We start from the raw sequence: 15,456 nt of genomic DNA on the forward strand, positions 1-15,456 counted from the left end.
CCCGATGCGAAGCCAACGCGGCATCGACTTTGGCCGCCTCCAGATTGGGCACCGTGATGCGATACGTCGTGTAATTGTCGCCGGTGCTCTTCGAAAACGACCGCTTGAACTCCGGTTCGGGCTCGCGGTCGGGTTCGGGCTTGGTTTCCAGACTCAGTGCCTTGCGGATCTGGCGCACCGTGGCCACCGCCGCGAAGTCAGCATAGTGCTCATCAGAGCCCTGCCCGGCATGCTGGGCGATCACCCCGACCTGATCCAGCGACAGCCGCCCCTGGCGCATCTCGGTGGTGCAGCGCGGGAATTCATCGTAACGACCGGCGATCGCCGCGATGTTGCCCGCGTTGGCTTCGGACATGCCCAACCTCCAGGCCACCAAAGCCTTGAGCGACTTGACCCCGGGAGCGGCGCCCAACAATCCGTCACGATCGATCTCGGCGACAATCTCCACGACCTGAGCATCGATGGCGTTTCGCTGCCCGCACAACTCCGCCAACCGGTCATACAACTCCAACAAGCGATCAACCCCGCTCACCGCCGGAGCATCACCACAAGCCGCCGCCGAAGACATAACCCCATCATGCCAACACGGTCCGACAAAAGATCCTCCGACAGTAGGCGTGTGATCGTGTGACCTGCACGGGGTTTCGGTCTTCGACAAATTCCACGTCTGATCGCCGGAGTTTCCCCTGCTCGGATGTGACCAATGTGGTTTCAGATCAGCACATTCGACACAATTCCGCAGTTCTCCACCGTTGGTTAAGAATTCCGTTAGAACTGCGGTCGGTGGGCGGATCTCAATCTCCACAAGAGACGTCAACTGATTGAACCCGGAACTCGGCGTCGACCGCGACTGCGTGTGTGCGGGAACCCTCAGGCTGGGGTGAGCCGTCCCGGCGTGCCACGCGGATGCGTCCAGTCGAACCCGTCAGCCGTCCAGATACCGGGTGCCGCCACCCAGATGCCCTGGGGCTGCCACCGGAACTCGTAGCGGTCATCCGCGCCCGAAACCGAATAGCAGTCGGGCCCGCAGTCATAGGCGACTGTCACGGGTATCGAGGCGCCATCGCCGTGGGTGTAGATATAGTTGCCCGGTGCAATCGGCGGCGGTGTTTGTGCACCGGCCCCAGGCGCCAGCGCCAGAGCAGCCGCGACACACGTGGCCGCGATCATCGACTTGTTCATTTCTCTGTCCGCTCCCGACTTGCGCGATCGTTCCCATGAGGCTCGCACCATCAGGGCTACTGATCATGCGTAGTCGCCTACGCGCCCTCCCACAGCACCCCCACGGCGAGCGTAAGCCAACAGCAATCGCTGCTCGCCGATTCTGCGAAGTCTCCTCGCGGAACTGTTGCCTAAGCAACGGTTTGGTCGATATGCGGGCTAGACCCTCGAGGCCACGATGCCGACAGCGCGTTCAACTGCTGTCTGTCCGTTGAAGCTGCGCCAGTCGTGGTAGTGGATGTGCGGATTGCGAGCCAGGAAGTCACCGACCACGATCGCGGTTCGCACGACCTTCGCGAACGTCTCGGGGGCATAGGCGAGGTTGAGAAGTTCGAGGAACTCGTTGCGCTGAATCAAGGTGAGGATCTCGAGCGCGAATGGTAGTTCGAGTTCCAGAGGGGTGAGCGCCTCATAGCCCAATTGCAACAGCGTTTCCTCGGTGGTCGTCGCATACATGTCGCCGTCGACGACGAAGTCATATGTGCGCGAACGGAACTCCTCCGGTGTGTAGAACCCCGCGATCCCGGCGCCAGGCGGATTGTTGCCCACCCGCGTCGGACCGGGCGGCCGACAGGGGCTCCCGAACTGGATGGCGCCGCGCAGGTCGGCTGCGCGGTGGGCCAGCGGTTGTCCGGGCAGCATCAGCCGCAGCACTCGCACGACGACCTCAGCGCCCTGACTGTAACCGCACAGATAGAAGCCGCCGGCATTCATCAGTATCAGCCGGGTCAGTTCCGCGACGCCCAAGGCGACGGACTCGTTGTAGCTCATGAAGGGGTTCGGATACAGGAAGCCGGCGGCGGGGTAACCGACGGGCTGATTGCGAACCAGCCCGCGTCGTTCCAGTTGCCAACCGGTGTCGAACGGCGGGCCCACAAACGGTGTGGCCCACGTGCCGGACGCGGTGTAGAAGAACGGAAGATTCGTCGGCAGCGGCGGTGGCTGATCGAAATTCAACCCGAGACGGCCCAGGGTCGCCGGGCCCGCGACGCCATCGATCGCAAGGCCGGCGCGGCGCTGGAACTCTCTGACCACCGCTTCCGTGCGCGGCCCGTAGACGCCGTCCACCTTGAGCCTGGAGTGCAGTGGATAGTCGCGGTTCAGCCGTGCCTGAAGCAGGCGGACCAGATCATTGTTGTCGTCTGCCCTCAGGATTACCGCCATGAGACACACCGTAGCCTTCACAGCTGACACGAATTTCGTTTGTATACAACGGAATAGACCGTATTGTTTGCTAGTGCGATAACGGCTATCGAAGTGGTGCAGCGACGGTCAGTTCACCACCGAGCGCGGGTCGCCAGAGCGAACGGATCACGCGTCGCGAGAATCGCGAGCACTCAGCCGAGAACATCCACCGTTGAGCCGAGGCCGAAGACCAAGGTTCGGGCTGACTTGCCCTTCAGTGCGTGTGCGCCTCGGTCAGTGAGTCCGGGCGGTCGGGAAACCAGAGCGGCCACGGTCTGGTCGGTGAGGAGGATCGGGTCACCGATTGTCTTGGTCAGCTGCTCGACGCGGGCTGCCACGTTCGTGGTGTCGCCGATGAGGCTGAACTCGAGATGGGGGCCGCTGCCAATGGTGCCGGCGATCACCACACCGGTGTTGATTCCGATGCCGATCCGAACCTCACCCTCGAATTGCTCGGCGACGCCGCGGTGAATCAGCACCGCGGCACGTACCGCGGCGTCGGCATGATCCGCGAGATCGTTGGGAGCGCCGAAGACCGCCATCGCGCCGTCGCCGAGGAACTTGTTGATGTGCCCGCCGGCGTCCACAACCGCGGGCACCACGATGTCGAATACAGCGTTGAGCCGGGCGACGGTGTCCTCGGCGGTGTTGGCCTCGGCGAACGGGGTGAAGTCGCGGATGTCAATGAACATCACCGTAACCTCGCGGCGCTCACCGCTGAACACGTCGCTGCCCTGCTCGAGCAGCCGGGCGGCGAGGGCGGGGTCGACGTAGGTGCCGAACGCCGCCTGAAGTCGTTGTCGCTCAGCCAATCCTGCCTGCATACGGTTGAACGACGCAGCCAGCGCGCCCAAATCATCGTCCTGCACCACCGGTAGACGCTGAGTGAAATCACCGGCCGCAACTCGCTCCGTTCCTGCCGCAAGATCGCGGATGGGTTGCAGCAACGGCGAGTACCCGGCCCAGAGCGACGGCCCGACGACAAGGATCAAGACACCACCGATCAGCATCGCGGGAATCGGTCCGTGCGTTGCCACATCCAACACCGATCCGAGAATCGCTCCGACAACGGCGAACGCGAACCCCACCCCGAGTAGTGCAATGTTGTTCCACATGGCGAAGTCGGGACGAGAGCGCGGAAGGCCGTCGCCGATCTCTGTGTCCGCGACGATCGCCGCCCTGGCAGGTCGCAGGGTCGATTCGACGTAGCTGTGATTCGTGATGAGCTGGCCGGCGGTCCCGGCAAGCGCACCGACGACCGCATATTGGACGAGGCGGGACCCGCTGGCTCCCGTGAGCATCCCGACAATAACGAATTGCGCTGCAGCCCAGAGGAAGGTGACCGACATTCCCCTGACGATCAATTTCCGGCCGTAGTCGTAGGTGGCACGCAGGGCGGCCTCTGCGTCTACGTTCCCGCCGCCGGCCCACCCCTCAATGATGCGGACGTCCTTCCCGCCGGGCATCACCACCGTGAAGAGGTATCCGAGCACGATAGCCGCGGTGATCGCGGCAGCCTCGATATAGCGATCAGATCCTTCGAACGCGACGATGCTCAGCGACCACGCGACATAAACCGGGAAGGCCAGTAGGAACGTAAGCAGCCATGCGGCCCACGAGAACCTGGACTTGTACCGATCCCACGTCCACTGCCAGATTCGATCCATACCTAAACGAAAACACCCCCGGCCGCGGGACCGGGGGTGTTTCGCAGAGAGTCACTCAGTGGTGGTGATGGCCGTGGCCGTGGCCGTGACCGTCATCCTCGGGTTCCTCCGGCTTCTCGACGACGGCCGTCTCGGTGGTCAGCACCATGCGGGCCACCGATGCGGCGTTGAGCACCGCCGACCGCGTCACCTTCACGGGGTCGACGACACCGTCGGCCGCCAGATCGCCGTACTCCAGCGTGGCCGCGTTGAAGCCCTGCGAGCCCGGCAGTTCGGCGACCTTGCTCACCACGACCGAGCCGTCCAGCCCGGCGTTGGTGGCGATCCAGTACAGCGGAGAGGAAAGCGCAGACGCGAACACGTCCGCGCCCAGTCGCTCGTCACCGGACAGGCTCTCGCGCAGCTTCTCGACCGCAGCGCGCGCCTTGACCAGAGCCGAACCGCCACCGGCGATGACGCCCTCCTCGACGGCCGCCTTGGCCGCGGCGACCGCGTCCTCGACGGCTTCCTTGCGCTTCTTGAGGTCGGTCTCGGTGGCCGCACCGACCTGGATGACGGCGACGCCGCCGGCCAGCTTGGCCAACCGCTCCTCGAGCTTCTCGCGGTCCCACTCCGAGTCGGACGCCTCGATCTCCGCCCGCAACTGGGACTTGCGCTCCTCGATGGCGTCCTTCGTACCGCCGCCGTCGACGATCGTCGTGCTGTCCTTGTCGACCACCACGCGCCGGGCGCTGCCCAGCACCTCGAGGCCGACCTCGCGCAGCACCAGGCCGATGTCGGGGTTGACGACCTGCCCGCCGGTGACGACCGCCAGGTCGTCGAGGAACGCCTTGCGGCGGTCACCGAAGAACGGCGCCTTGACCGCGACGGCCTTCAGCGTCTTGCGGATCGCGTTGACGACCAGCGTCGAGAGCGCCTCACCCTCAACGTCTTCGGCGATGATCAGCAGCGGCTTACCTGCCTCTGCCACCTTCTCCAGCAGCGGGAGCAGGTCCGGCAGCGAGCTGATCTTCTCGCGGTGGAGCAGCACCAGCGCGTCCTCGAGCACGGCTTCCTGGGAGTCGAAGTCGGTGACGAAGTACGCCGACAGGTAACCCTTGTCGAAGCCGACGCCGTCGGTGATCACCAGCTCGGTGTTCAGCGTCGAGGACTCCTCGACCGAGACGACGCCGTCGGCGCCGACCTTGGTCATCGCCTCGCCGACCAGATCGCCGACGAGCGCGTCCCGCGAGGACACCGTGGCGACCTGCGCGATGGCGTTCTTGTCCGACACCGGGGTGGCCGCGGCCAGCAGCGCCTCGGAGACCGCGTCGGCGGCCTTGGAGATGCCGATACCGAGTGCGATCGGGTTGGCACCGGCTGCGACGTTGCGCAGCCCGGCCTTGACCATCGCCTGCGCCAGCACCGTCGCGGTGGTGGTGCCGTCACCGGCGACGTCGTTGGTCTTGGTGGCCACCGACTTCACCAGCTGCGCACCGAGGTTTTCGAACGGGTCTTCCAGGTCGATCTCGCGGGCGATGGTCACACCGTCGTTGGTGACGGTCGGCCCGCCCCAGGACTTGGCCAGCACCACGTTGCGACCGCGCGGCCCGAGTGTCACCCGTACCGCGTCGGCCAGCTTGTCTACGCCGGCTTCCATTGCGCGGCGCGCAGTTTCGTTGAACTCAATCTGCTTGCTCATAGCTGTCTGTCTTTCGGTCAGACGCATGCCGCCCCGGAAATCACCCGCGTAGACGGGGATTCCCGGGGCGGAACACGGGCGCTTACTTGTTGACGACGGCCAGCACGTCGCGAGCCGAGAGGATCAGGTACTCCTCGCCGTTGTACTTGATCTCGGTGCCGCCGTACTTGCTGTAGATGACGGTGTCGCCCTCGGCAACGTCCAGGGGGATGCGCTTTTCGCCCTCATCGTCCCAGCGGCCGGGGCCGACAGCGACGACGGTGCCTTCTTGCGGCTTTTCCTTGGCCGTGTCGGGAATGACCAGACCGGAAGCGGTCGTGGTCTCGGCCTCGTTGGCCTGTACGAGGATCTTGTCCTCGAGTGGCTTGATGTTCACGCTCGCCACGATTGGAGCCCTCCACTAGTTCAGGTGTTCGACCCGGGGTTCCGGGTCTTGTTGTTACCAGGTGTTCGGCATGGCGTCCGTGCCCACGCACCGTCGTCGCGGGTGCCGGCGCAGGGGTTGGCCGCCTGCCACCTAGCACTCTATACACGAGAGTGCTAGCACTCAAGGTTAGCCCTCTGCCTATTTCCCGTGTGCGTGCGGGTCGACCATCAGGTGGGCCGACACATCGCCCACCATCTCGACCTCGACCCGGCGTTCGGTGAAGTGCCACCCGCCGTCGTCGCACCCGAACGCGTCGGCGTACCGGCCGACCACGATCGGCTGCAGCGACACCGCCTCGGTGTGCTGCACGACGCAGAACGTCGACCGGGCGGTGGCCGTACGGTCCGCGCCGATCTCGACGATCGGGTTGAGCACGAGATGGCGGGTGCGCGGCGTGTTGCCGTGCTCGGGGTAGCGGCGCGTGGTCGCGGCGAACAACCCGGCGATCGCGTCGGCGCCGGCCACCCCCATGAAGTTGCCTCGCCCGAGCAGCCGACCGACCCCGTCGAAATCGCCGGCGTCGATCAGTTCGGCGTACCGGTACAGCAGTTCGGTGACGGCCAGCTTGTCGGCAGTCACGCTCACGCGACCTGCCCCTGCACCACCGGCAGGCCCGGATCGCTGACCGCGTCCAGAGGCGACGGCGCCGCACCCGCGGCGATCAGGTGAGCGGCGAACGACGCGATCATCGCCCCGTTGTCCGTGCACAGCCGCGGCCGAGGAATCCGCAGCGTCAACCCGTTGGCCGCGCAGCGTTCCTCGGCCAGCTCGCGCAGCCGCGAGTTCGCCGCCACCCCACCGGCGATCAGCAGCGTCGACACGTCCAACTGCTTGGCCGCCCGCACCGCCTTCAACGTCAGCACATCGGCCACCGCCTCCTGGAAGCCGGCTGCCACGTCGGCCGGCGAGGCGTCGGGATGCGCCTCGACGTACCGTGCGACGGCGGTCTTGAGGCCGGAGAAGCTGAACGCGTACGGGTCGTCGCGCGGGCCCGTCATCCCGCGCGGGAACACCACCGCCTCGCGGTCACCCTCGCGCGCCAGGTCGTCGAGCACCTTGCCGCCCGGGTAGCCCAGCCCCAGCAGCCGCGCCACCTTGTCGTAGGCCTCGCCTGCGGCGTCGTCGACGGTGCTGCCGAGCTCGATGATCGGCTCCCCCAGCGACCGCACGTGCAGCAGGTTGGTGTGCCCACCGGACACCAGCAGCCCCACGCTCTCGGGCAGCGGCCCGTGGTCGAACACGTCGGCGGCCAGATGCCCGCCAAGGTGGTTGACGGCGTAGAACGGCACCTGCCACGCCGCCGAATACGCCTTGGCCGCAGCCACTCCCACCAGCAGCGCACCGGCCAGCCCGGGCCCGATCGTCGCGGCGACGATGTCGGGCCGGTCGATCCCCGCCGCGTCCAACGCACGCCGCATCGTGGGGCCGAGCGCCTCCAGATGCGCGCGCGAGGCGATCTCGGGGACGACGCCACCGAACCGGGCGTGCTCGTCGACGCTGGAGGCCACCTCGTCGGCGAGCAGCCGCACCGAACCGTCGCCGCCCAGTTCGGCGATGCCCACGCCGGTTTCGTCGCAGGAGCTTTCGATGGCCAGGATGATCGTCACGGTGTCTACTGTCTCGCGGGGCTCGGTGCTTCGCGCCTCATCGTATAGGCGTCGGCGCCGCTGACCCGGTAGTAGCGCCTGCGCAGCCCGACGTTGACGAACCCGAAGCTCTCGTAGAGCTTGATCGCCGGCACGTTGTCGGTCCGCACCTCCAGGAACACCGCCCCATCACCGACGGGTTCGAGCAGGTCGGTCAGCATCCGCTTGCCGATACCCCGGCCCTGATAGGCCGGGTCGACGCCGATCGTGTGAATCTCGTACTCGTAGGGCTTCTTTCGGCCCAGCCGCGCGATGCCGGCGTACCCGACGAGCTTGTCGCCATCGCGGGCGGCGACGTAGCGGATGTGCTTGGCGGACAGCTCGGCGAGAAACGCGCGCTCGGGCCACGGATCGTCGCCGGGGAACAGTTGGGCTTCCAGCTCCGCGCAGCGCGCCGCGTCGGCCGGCTTGAGCGGTCCGTAGACGATGCTCACCGCTTCTGCACCGACGGTTTGGCGTCGGGCCGGCGCAGATACAGCGGGACCAGGGGCGCGGGCCGCCCTGACCAGTCCGGCACCGCGCGCACCAGTCCCGCGCTGCTCGGATACACCGGGTCCTGGCGGGGCAGATCGAACAGCGCTGCGTGTTCGCGCGAACCGGCGACGGCGGCGGCGCCGCCCGGAACGTCGGCGGGTGCGCAGACGGCGGGGCCATCGACACGTCGCCCGTCCCGATAACGGGCCCAGTACACCTCGCGACGACGCGCGTCGGTCACCACGAGCACGTCACCGACGGTGTCGATACCGATCGCGTCGAGGCTGCACACCCCGTGCACCGGCACGCCCAGCGCGTGCCCGAACGCGGCGGCGGTGGCCATCCCGACCCGCAGACCGGTGAACGGGCCCGGCCCGCACCCGACCACGACGGCGTCCACATCAGCCATGTCGACGCCCGCGTCGCGCAGCGCGCCGACCGCGTTGGGGGTCAGCTGCTCGGCGTGCGCCCTGGCATCGACGGTCACCCGCTCGGCGAGCACCTGGTGATCGTCGAGACGGACGACGCCCGCGGTCACCGCCGGCGTGGCCGTGTCGATGGCAAGCACGATGGTCACGGCGTGCTCCAATTCCACACCGCGGTGCGCACTTCGGTGTCCGACGACCGCTCCAGCCGCACGTCGAGGTGGTTGTCGGACAGCCGCTCGGCCAGCCCCTCACCCCACTCCACGACCACGACGGCGTCCTCGAGGTCGGTGTCGAGATCGAGCGAGTCGAGTTCGGCCAGCAGATCCACCGACTCGTGGTCCAGCAGCCGGTACAGGTCGACGTGAATCATCGCCGGCGCGTCGGCGCGGCGGGCGCGGTGCACCCGGGCCAACACGAACGTCGGCGATATGACCGGTCCGTCGACATCGAGCGCCTGCGCTATTCCCTTGGCCAGCACGGTTTTCCCAGCACCCAGCGGGCCGGACAGCACGACGACGTCGCCCGCGCGCAGCTGCTTCCCGAGTTGCGCGCCGAGCGCGATGGTGTCCTCGGCGCTCGGCAGTTCTGCGGTGCCTCCGCTTCGTTCAGCCATTGCGCACCCTGTCGCGCACCCGCCGGGTCAGGGCGACGAGCTTGGACGGGGTCGCCCGCTCGACCAGCCGGACCAGGGCCTCGTTGATCGCCTCGGGCTGTTCGAGCTGCACGAGATGCCCTGCGCCGCCGACGATCACCAGCTCCGCCTTCGGCAGGGCCGCGGCCATCGACTGCGAGTATTCCTTGGGCGTCAGCAGGTCGCGGTCACCGCAGGCCACGAGCGTCGGAACCTTCGCCAGCGTCTCGAGGCCCTCGGTTTCGTTGTGCACCTCGAGCGCGTGCAGGAACTCGACCAGCGTCGCGATCGGCGTGCCGTGCATCATGTCCTCGGAGAACGCCACGACGCTGGGGCTGATCCTCTCGTCGCCGTAGGACGCGGCCCGCAGGATCGGGGCGACGACCGATTTGGCGGCGCCGCGGGTGCGGTGCACCAGCCTCGGCGCGTAGCGCACCGCGAAGCGGACCGCCTCCAGGGTCGGGTTGCGCAGGATCTCGCCCAGCGGTGACCGCGAAACCCCTTCGGCCGCCGAGGAGATCAGCGCGGCGCCGACGATCCGCGTCGGGTACCGCCGGGGGTACTGACGCGCATGCGAGAGCACGGTCATCCCGCCCATCGAGTGTCCGACCAGCACCACCGGGCCGCGCGGCGCCACGACCGCCAGCACGCTCTCCAGGTCCTGCCCCAGCTGCGACACGGTGTAGGTCTCCGGCGGCGCCTCGTCGGACTGGCCGTGGCCGCGCTGGTCGTAGAACACCATCCGCACCTGGTCGCCCCACTGTCGGGTCAGCCGGACACGCTGAAAGTAGAACGCGCCCATCCGCAGACAGAACCCGTGGGCGAACACGACCGTCAGCGGCGCGTCCTCCGGTCCGACTTCGCGCACCGCTAGCGAGATCCCGTCCGGCGTTGTCACCACCGAGCTGCGGTCGACGTCGAGCAACTCGAAATCTTCGTCGGCGTACTGGTCCTCGGTGGTGAGGCGCCGACGCAGCGAGCGGGCGGCCGACAATCCGGCGGTGGCGCCGACCGCGGTCAGGCCGGCCGCTCCGGCCAGCCACCGCGCGTTCGAGTTGCGCCCGCCCGGCAACGGGATCTCGGCTTCGCTCACCGATTCTCGCCCGCCGTCTCGATGTAGGTGCGCACCACCCGGTTGCGCGGGCTGGTCACCACCTCGTAGTTGATGGTTCCCAGCAGGTCGGCCCAGTCCTGGGCGGTGGGCTCGCCGCGGGTGCCCGGCCCGAACAGGACGGCCTCGTCGCCTTCGGCGGCCTTGCCGTCGGGGCCGAGGTCGACCACGAACTGGTCCATGCAGATCCGCCCGACGTTGCGGCACAACCGGCCGTTGATCAGCACGTCGATGCGGTTGCTCAGGTTGCGGTAGATGCCGTCGGCGTATCCGACCGGCAGCAGCGCGACCGTGGTGTCGCGGTCGGCGATCCAGGTGTGCCCGTAGGACACGCCGTCACCAGCGCTGATCGACCTCACCAGCGCGACAGGACATTTCAGCGTCATCGCCGGCCGCAGCCCCATGTCCCCGCGCTGCGGGATCGGGGTCTGGCCGTACACCGCGATACCGGGTCGGACCAGATCGAACGCCAGGTCGGGGCGGGTCATGGCGGCCGGGGAGTTGCAGAGGTGCGTGACCTCGAAAGGCACGCCCTGCGCGGCGGCGTAGTCGCGCATCTCGATGAGCCGTCGCGCCTGCTGGTCGTTGAACGGATGGTCCGGTTCGTCGCCGTGCGCCAGGTGCGACATCAGTCCCCGCACCCGCACCGCACCGTCGGCCCGGGCGCGCTTGAGCGCATCGATCAGCGCCGGGAAATCGGAGGCGGCGACGCCGTTGCGGCTCAGCCCGGTGTCGGCCTTCACCGTGACGGTCGCGGGTGACCCGGCGCGGCGCACGCCGTCGAGCAGTTCGCCGAACTGGCGCACCGAGGACACCGCGAGCTGCACATCGGCGGCGACCGCGGGGGCGAAGTCGGTGCCGGGCGGGTGCAGCCAGGCGAGCACCGGACCGGTGATGCCGTCGCGGCGCAGCGCCAGCGCTTCGGTCACGGTCGCCACGCCCAGTTCGGCGGCGCCCGCAGCCAGCGCGGTCCGGCCCACCGCCGTGGCGCCGTGGCCGTACCCGTCGGCCTTGACGACCGCCATCACCTGCGCGCCGCCGGCGAGTTCGCGCAGCAGGCGCACATTGTCGGCGATCGCGCCGAGGTCGATCGCGGCCTGCGGGGCCGCGATCGTCGACGGGGTGGTCAGCTCGGTGGTGTCCATGGTCTGGGTCGATTCTCCCAGACCGGGCGGATCAGACGGTCGTGCGCTGCTCCAGGCGGGTGCCTCGCGGCACCGTGAGCGCCAGGATGTCGCTGGGTGAGTCCAGTTCGAAGCAGTGCCAGCGGCCGCGCGGAACGATGACCGCGGCGCCTGCGGGCACGCTGATCTCCTGGTCCTCACCGTCGCTCTCGCCGCGCAGGCAGAGCCGCACACCGCCGCTCAGGCACGCCACCACCTCGTCGTCGCCGGGATGCATCTCCCAATGGTCGGCGTGCATGTCGGCGTCGGTGTCGGCGTGGAAGGCCATCAGCTGCCAGCTGGCATGTTCGGCGTCGAACGTGCGCGGCGCGGGCCGCGCTCCCCCTTCCGGCAGCAGCCGGACAGCGGCGGTGAACAGATCGATCGGGGTGGTCATCTGAGAGATTCCTTTCGTCATCGGGCCAGCGCGCGACGCACAACGTCGGCGATTTCGGCGAACTGCCGCTGCGACACCTCGGCGGACAGGATGGCCTGCGAGCCGTGGAACGTGCCGGCCCACTGGTGCACCTCGGCCGACACACCGTCCTGCAGCAGCCGCATCGCGTAGGCCAGGCCTTCGTCGCGGTTCGGGCACAGCTCGGCGGTGGTGACGTAGGCCGGCGGTAGGTCCGACAACTGTGCGGCCCGCGCGGGCGCCGCATACGCCGTCGCCTCCGCGCCGCCCAGGTAGTGCCCCCACGACGCCGATACCTTGGCGCGGTTCATCCACGGGGTGTCGGTGAAGGTCCGCGCCGAGAACGTCTCCTGCCGGTCGTCGAGGCCGGGCTGGTTGAGCAGCTGGAAGCACAGCCGCGGGCCGCCTTCGTCACGGGCCCGCAGCGCCACCGCGGCGGCCAGACCGCCGCCGGCGCTGTGCCCGCCCACCGCGATCCGGTCGGGGTCGACTCCGAGTTCGCCCGCGTGCTCGGCGGTCCACTTCAGCACCGCGTACGCGTCGTCGAGGGCGGCCGGGAACGGGTTCTCCGGGGCCAGCCGGTAGCCGACCGACACCACGGTCACCTCCGAGCCGGCGGCGATGCGCGTCGCCCACGGGTGCTCGGTGTCCAGGTCGCCCATCACGAAGCCGCCGCCGTGCAGCCAGACGATGGCGCCGGTCGCGCCGTGCGGGCGGTAGATGCGCACCGGTACGTCCGGATCGGCGGGCACGGTGCGGTCCTCGATCCGCATGCCGGGCACGTCGGGCACCGGGATCGCCGCGGCCAGCGCGGCGAAGCTTTCGCGTTCGGCCGCCGGGTCGGTCAGATCGGCCTTGGGGAACAGCGCGAGAAACGCTTCGAGTTCGGGATCCATGGCCACCATGCTCGCGATCCGACGGCGCCGATGTCATCAGACATTCGTCGGATAAAGCGCTGTGTCCGAGCGACGATCGGCGCCTATCCTGCCGAACATGGAAGCGTTGGTGGCGCGGCTGTCGCGACTCGATTCCGACGCGGAGGGCGCGCTGCGCGTGGTGACCTTCTTCGACACGCTGATGCGCAGGCGCGTGGATCTGCCCGGGCTCGCGCGCGCCGCCGCGGGTCTGGCCGAGTGCACCGCGGGCATCCGGTTGCACGCCGGTGGGCGGGTGATCCGGATGGGTGCGGACGGCAGGCCGGCCACCGCGCCGGCCCCGGCGTCGACCGCCGCCGCGATCACCATCGACGGTGAGGACATCGGAAGCGTCTGGCTCGAGCGGTCCGGGCAGGCGCGCTCGCTCGACGAACTCGCGCTGGACCGGTTGGCGCTCGCGGTGGCCGCCGCCGTCGAGCGGTTCGGTCCGGCGCCGACCACGATGGCCGACCCGGCGCTGGTGGAACTGGTGATCAGCGGTGAGACCGATGACGCCGCCCGCAGCCGGGCGCTGCGGCTGCTGGGCTTCGCGCCGCGGTGCCCGCTGCACGTCGTCGCCGTGCGGTCGCGGCATCCGCTGGACCGGATCGCCGCGCAGGTCTGCGCGGACGCCCCGGTCAAGGCCGCGGCGCTCGACGACGTCGGTGTGCTGTTGGCGGGCGCGGTCGACGACACCCGGTTTCCGGCGGACGCCTGCGTCGGGATCGGCGCCGCTGACGCGGTGACCGACGCATGGCGTCAGGCGCGCACCGCGCTTCGCTTCGCCACCGCCCGGCGGCCGGTCGTGCACCACGACGGCCTCGGCGCGCTCGCGCTGCTCGCCGAGCTCCCCGAAGGGCTGACCCGCCACAACCCCGACGTCGCCGCGGTCGCCCGGCTGGCCGCCAGCGCCGACGACCTCGACACCCTAGACGCCTACTGCGCGACGGCGTCGCTGCGGCGGGCGGCCGAGGTTCTGCACCTGCACCACAGCAGTGTGGCCCGCAGGCTCGAAAACCTCAGCCGCGCCTTGGGGTTCACGCTCACCGAGCCCGACGGTCTGCTGCGGGCCAGCCTCGCGCTGACGGCTTGGCGGCTGCTCTGACCGTCAGTGCGCGAACGGCTGCTCGACGTTGAAGTGCCCCTTCGGTTTCAGCTCGTCGAGGTGCGCGACCACCTTGGCCATGTCCTCGTGCAGCGCCCGCGCCAGGTCCGCGGAGAACCCTTCGCGCACCACGATCCGCAGCATCGTGACGTCCTCGGCGCCCTCGGGCATCGTGTACGCGGGCACCTGCCAGCCGTAGCCGCGCAGCGCCTGGGACACGTCGAACTCGGTGTAGCCGAAGTCGCCGGAGAGCTTGAAGCTCACCACCGGGATCGCCGAACCGTCGGCCACGACGTCGAAGTGCCGGCTCTCGCGCAACTGGTCACCGAGCCAGCGTGCGGTCGCCGAGAGACTGTGCATCACCTGCGCGTACCCGCCGCGGCCCAGCCGCAGGAAGTTGTAGTACTGCCCGACCACCTGGTTGCCGGGCCGCGAGAAGTTCAGCGTGAACGTCGGCATGTCGCCGCCGAGGTAGTTGACGTGGAAGACCAGTCCTTCGGGCAGGTACTCGGCGCTGCGCCACACCACGAAACCGATTCCCGGATAGGTCAATCCGTACTTGTGGCCGCTGACGTTGATCGACACGACGCGGGGCAGCCGGAAGTCCCATTCCAGGTCCGGGTGCAGAAACGGCACCACGAAACCACCGCTGGCGGCGTCGACGTGCACCGGGACGTCCATGCCGCCGCCGTCGGCGAGCTTGTCCAGCGCCGCGCAGATCTCAGCGATCGGTTCCAGCTCGCCGGTGTAGGTGGTGCCCAGGATCGCGACCACGCCGATGGTGTCCTCGTCGATGTTCTCGAGCACCTGTTCGGGGGTGATGACGTAACGGCCCTCGGCCATCGGCAGGTAGCGCGGCTCGACGTCGAAGTAGCGGCAGAACTTCTCCCACACCACCTGGACGTTGGCGCCCATCACCAGGTTGGGAGTGCGTCCCTTCCAGTCCTTTCCGACCTTGTCGCGCCAGCGCCACTTCATCGCCAGCCCGGCCAGCATCACCGCCTCGCTGGACCCGATCGTCGACACGCCGATCGCACTCGACGGGTCGTCGTCGCGCAGATCCTCGGCGTGGAACAGGTCGGCCACCATGCACACGCAGCGCTGCTCGATCGCCGCGGTCGCCGGGTACTCGTCCTTGTCGATCATGTTCTTGTCGAATGTCTCGGCCATCAACCGCTCGGCCTGCGGGTCCATCCACGTCGTGACGAAGGTCGCCAGGTTCAGCCGCGAACTGCCGTCGAGCATCAGTTCGTCGTGGATGAACCGGTAGGCGGCGTCGGGATCCATCGCGTCGTCGGGCAGTCGCAGCGACGGCACCGGCGACATCGCCAACCGTCCGGTGTAGGCAGGGGCGATCTGCGGTGTGTGACTGCGCGACGGCGACATGA

The 15,456-nt window shown here is 68.5% G+C and carries 17 protein-coding genes; 1 reads left to right on the forward strand and 16 read right to left on the reverse strand.

The features are described 5' to 3' along the window. The 15 genes from BHQ18_RS27610 to BHQ18_RS27680 form a co-directional block, all read right to left on the reverse strand. Positions 1-568, reverse strand: a 568-nt coding sequence (locus tag BHQ18_RS27610) for a DUF222 domain-containing protein (RefSeq protein WP_109789435.1), incomplete at its 3' end; no start/stop codon positions are given. A 302-nt stretch (positions 569-870) separates the two neighbouring features. After that, complete coding sequence (locus tag BHQ18_RS27615; RefSeq protein ID WP_069416841.1) at positions 871-1,182, reverse strand: hypothetical protein; 312 nt, start codon at positions 1,180-1,182, stop codon at positions 871-873. Positions 1,183-1,380: 198 nt separating this feature from the next. Then, positions 1,381-2,385 carry a peptidoglycan-binding domain-containing protein gene (locus BHQ18_RS27620; protein WP_069416842.1) on the reverse strand — a complete coding sequence of 335 codons (1,005 nt, stop codon included), beginning with the start codon at positions 2,383-2,385 and terminating at the stop codon, positions 1,381-1,383. Positions 2,386-2,558: 173 nt separating this feature from the next. Beyond that, positions 2,559-4,073 carry an adenylate/guanylate cyclase domain-containing protein gene (locus tag BHQ18_RS27625; RefSeq protein WP_069416843.1) on the reverse strand — a complete coding sequence of 505 codons (1,515 nt, stop codon included), beginning with the start codon at positions 4,071-4,073 and terminating at the stop codon, positions 2,559-2,561. A gap of 55 nt (positions 4,074-4,128) precedes the next feature. Beyond that, complete coding sequence (groL, locus tag BHQ18_RS27630) at positions 4,129-5,754, reverse strand: chaperonin GroEL (protein ID WP_069416844.1); 1,626 nt, start codon at positions 5,752-5,754, stop codon at positions 4,129-4,131. 82 nt (positions 5,755-5,836) lie between these two features. Further along, entirely contained in the window at positions 5,837-6,139 is a 303-nt protein-coding gene (groES, locus tag BHQ18_RS27635; RefSeq protein WP_069416845.1) for a co-chaperone GroES, read from the reverse strand. Between the two features lie 180 nt (positions 6,140-6,319). Beyond that, on the reverse strand, positions 6,320-6,766 hold the full coding sequence (locus BHQ18_RS27640) for a nuclear transport factor 2 family protein (protein WP_069416846.1): 447 nt from the start codon (positions 6,764-6,766) through the stop codon (positions 6,320-6,322). Further along, a complete protein-coding gene (gene tsaD / locus BHQ18_RS27645; protein ID WP_069416847.1) occupies positions 6,763-7,788 on the reverse strand; it encodes a tRNA (adenosine(37)-N6)-threonylcarbamoyltransferase complex transferase subunit TsaD in 1,026 nt (341 codons plus the stop codon). Before tsaD ends, BHQ18_RS27640 begins: the two co-directional genes overlap by 4 nt. Positions 7,789-7,793: 5 nt before the next feature. Further along, positions 7,794-8,261 carry a ribosomal protein S18-alanine N-acetyltransferase gene (gene rimI, locus BHQ18_RS27650; RefSeq protein WP_069416848.1) on the reverse strand — a complete coding sequence of 156 codons (468 nt, stop codon included), beginning with the start codon at positions 8,259-8,261 and terminating at the stop codon, positions 7,794-7,796. Next, complete coding sequence (gene tsaB, locus BHQ18_RS27655; protein WP_084294435.1) at positions 8,258-8,896, reverse strand: tRNA (adenosine(37)-N6)-threonylcarbamoyltransferase complex dimerization subunit type 1 TsaB; 639 nt, start codon at positions 8,894-8,896, stop codon at positions 8,258-8,260. Before tsaB ends, rimI begins: the two co-directional genes overlap by 4 nt. After that, the gene (tsaE, locus tag BHQ18_RS27660) at positions 8,875-9,342 is read right to left on the reverse strand and encodes a tRNA (adenosine(37)-N6)-threonylcarbamoyltransferase complex ATPase subunit type 1 TsaE (protein ID WP_069416849.1); all 468 of its coding nucleotides are present in this window, start codon (positions 9,340-9,342) and stop codon (positions 8,875-8,877) included. The genes tsaB and tsaE overlap by 22 nt, the downstream gene beginning before the upstream one ends. Next, positions 9,335-10,453, reverse strand: coding sequence for an alpha/beta fold hydrolase (locus BHQ18_RS27665; protein ID WP_234794343.1), 1,119 nt, complete (start codon positions 10,451-10,453; stop codon positions 9,335-9,337). The genes tsaE and BHQ18_RS27665 overlap by 8 nt, the downstream gene beginning before the upstream one ends. Next, positions 10,450-11,616, reverse strand: a complete 1,167-nt coding sequence (alr, locus tag BHQ18_RS27670; protein WP_069416850.1) for an alanine racemase — start codon at positions 11,614-11,616, stop codon at positions 10,450-10,452. The genes BHQ18_RS27665 and alr overlap by 4 nt, the downstream gene beginning before the upstream one ends. 31 nt (positions 11,617-11,647) lie before the next feature. Further along, a complete protein-coding gene (locus tag BHQ18_RS27675; protein ID WP_069416863.1) occupies positions 11,648-12,031 on the reverse strand; it encodes a cupin domain-containing protein in 384 nt (127 codons plus the stop codon). A gap of 17 nt (positions 12,032-12,048) precedes the next feature. Next, positions 12,049-12,954, reverse strand: a complete 906-nt coding sequence (locus BHQ18_RS27680; RefSeq protein WP_234794344.1) for an alpha/beta hydrolase — start codon at positions 12,952-12,954, stop codon at positions 12,049-12,051. An 88-nt stretch (positions 12,955-13,042) separates the two neighbouring features. On the opposite strand from BHQ18_RS27680, the gene BHQ18_RS27685 reads away from it, so the two are divergent. Continuing rightward, positions 13,043-14,068, forward strand: a complete 1,026-nt coding sequence (locus tag BHQ18_RS27685) for a helix-turn-helix domain-containing protein (protein WP_069416851.1) — start codon at positions 13,043-13,045, stop codon at positions 14,066-14,068. Between the two features lie 3 nt (positions 14,069-14,071). Here BHQ18_RS27685 and BHQ18_RS27690 read toward each other — a convergent pair whose 3' ends face one another. After that, positions 14,072-15,454 (reverse strand): glutamate decarboxylase, encoded by a 1,383-nt coding sequence (locus BHQ18_RS27690; protein ID WP_069416852.1) that lies wholly within the window; start codon positions 15,452-15,454, stop codon positions 14,072-14,074. Positions 15,455-15,456: the final 2 nt, after the last annotated feature.

Source organism: Mycolicibacterium flavescens (assembly GCF_001722335.1).
Taxonomy (GTDB): domain Bacteria; phylum Actinomycetota; class Actinomycetes; order Mycobacteriales; family Mycobacteriaceae; genus Mycobacterium; species Mycobacterium flavescens.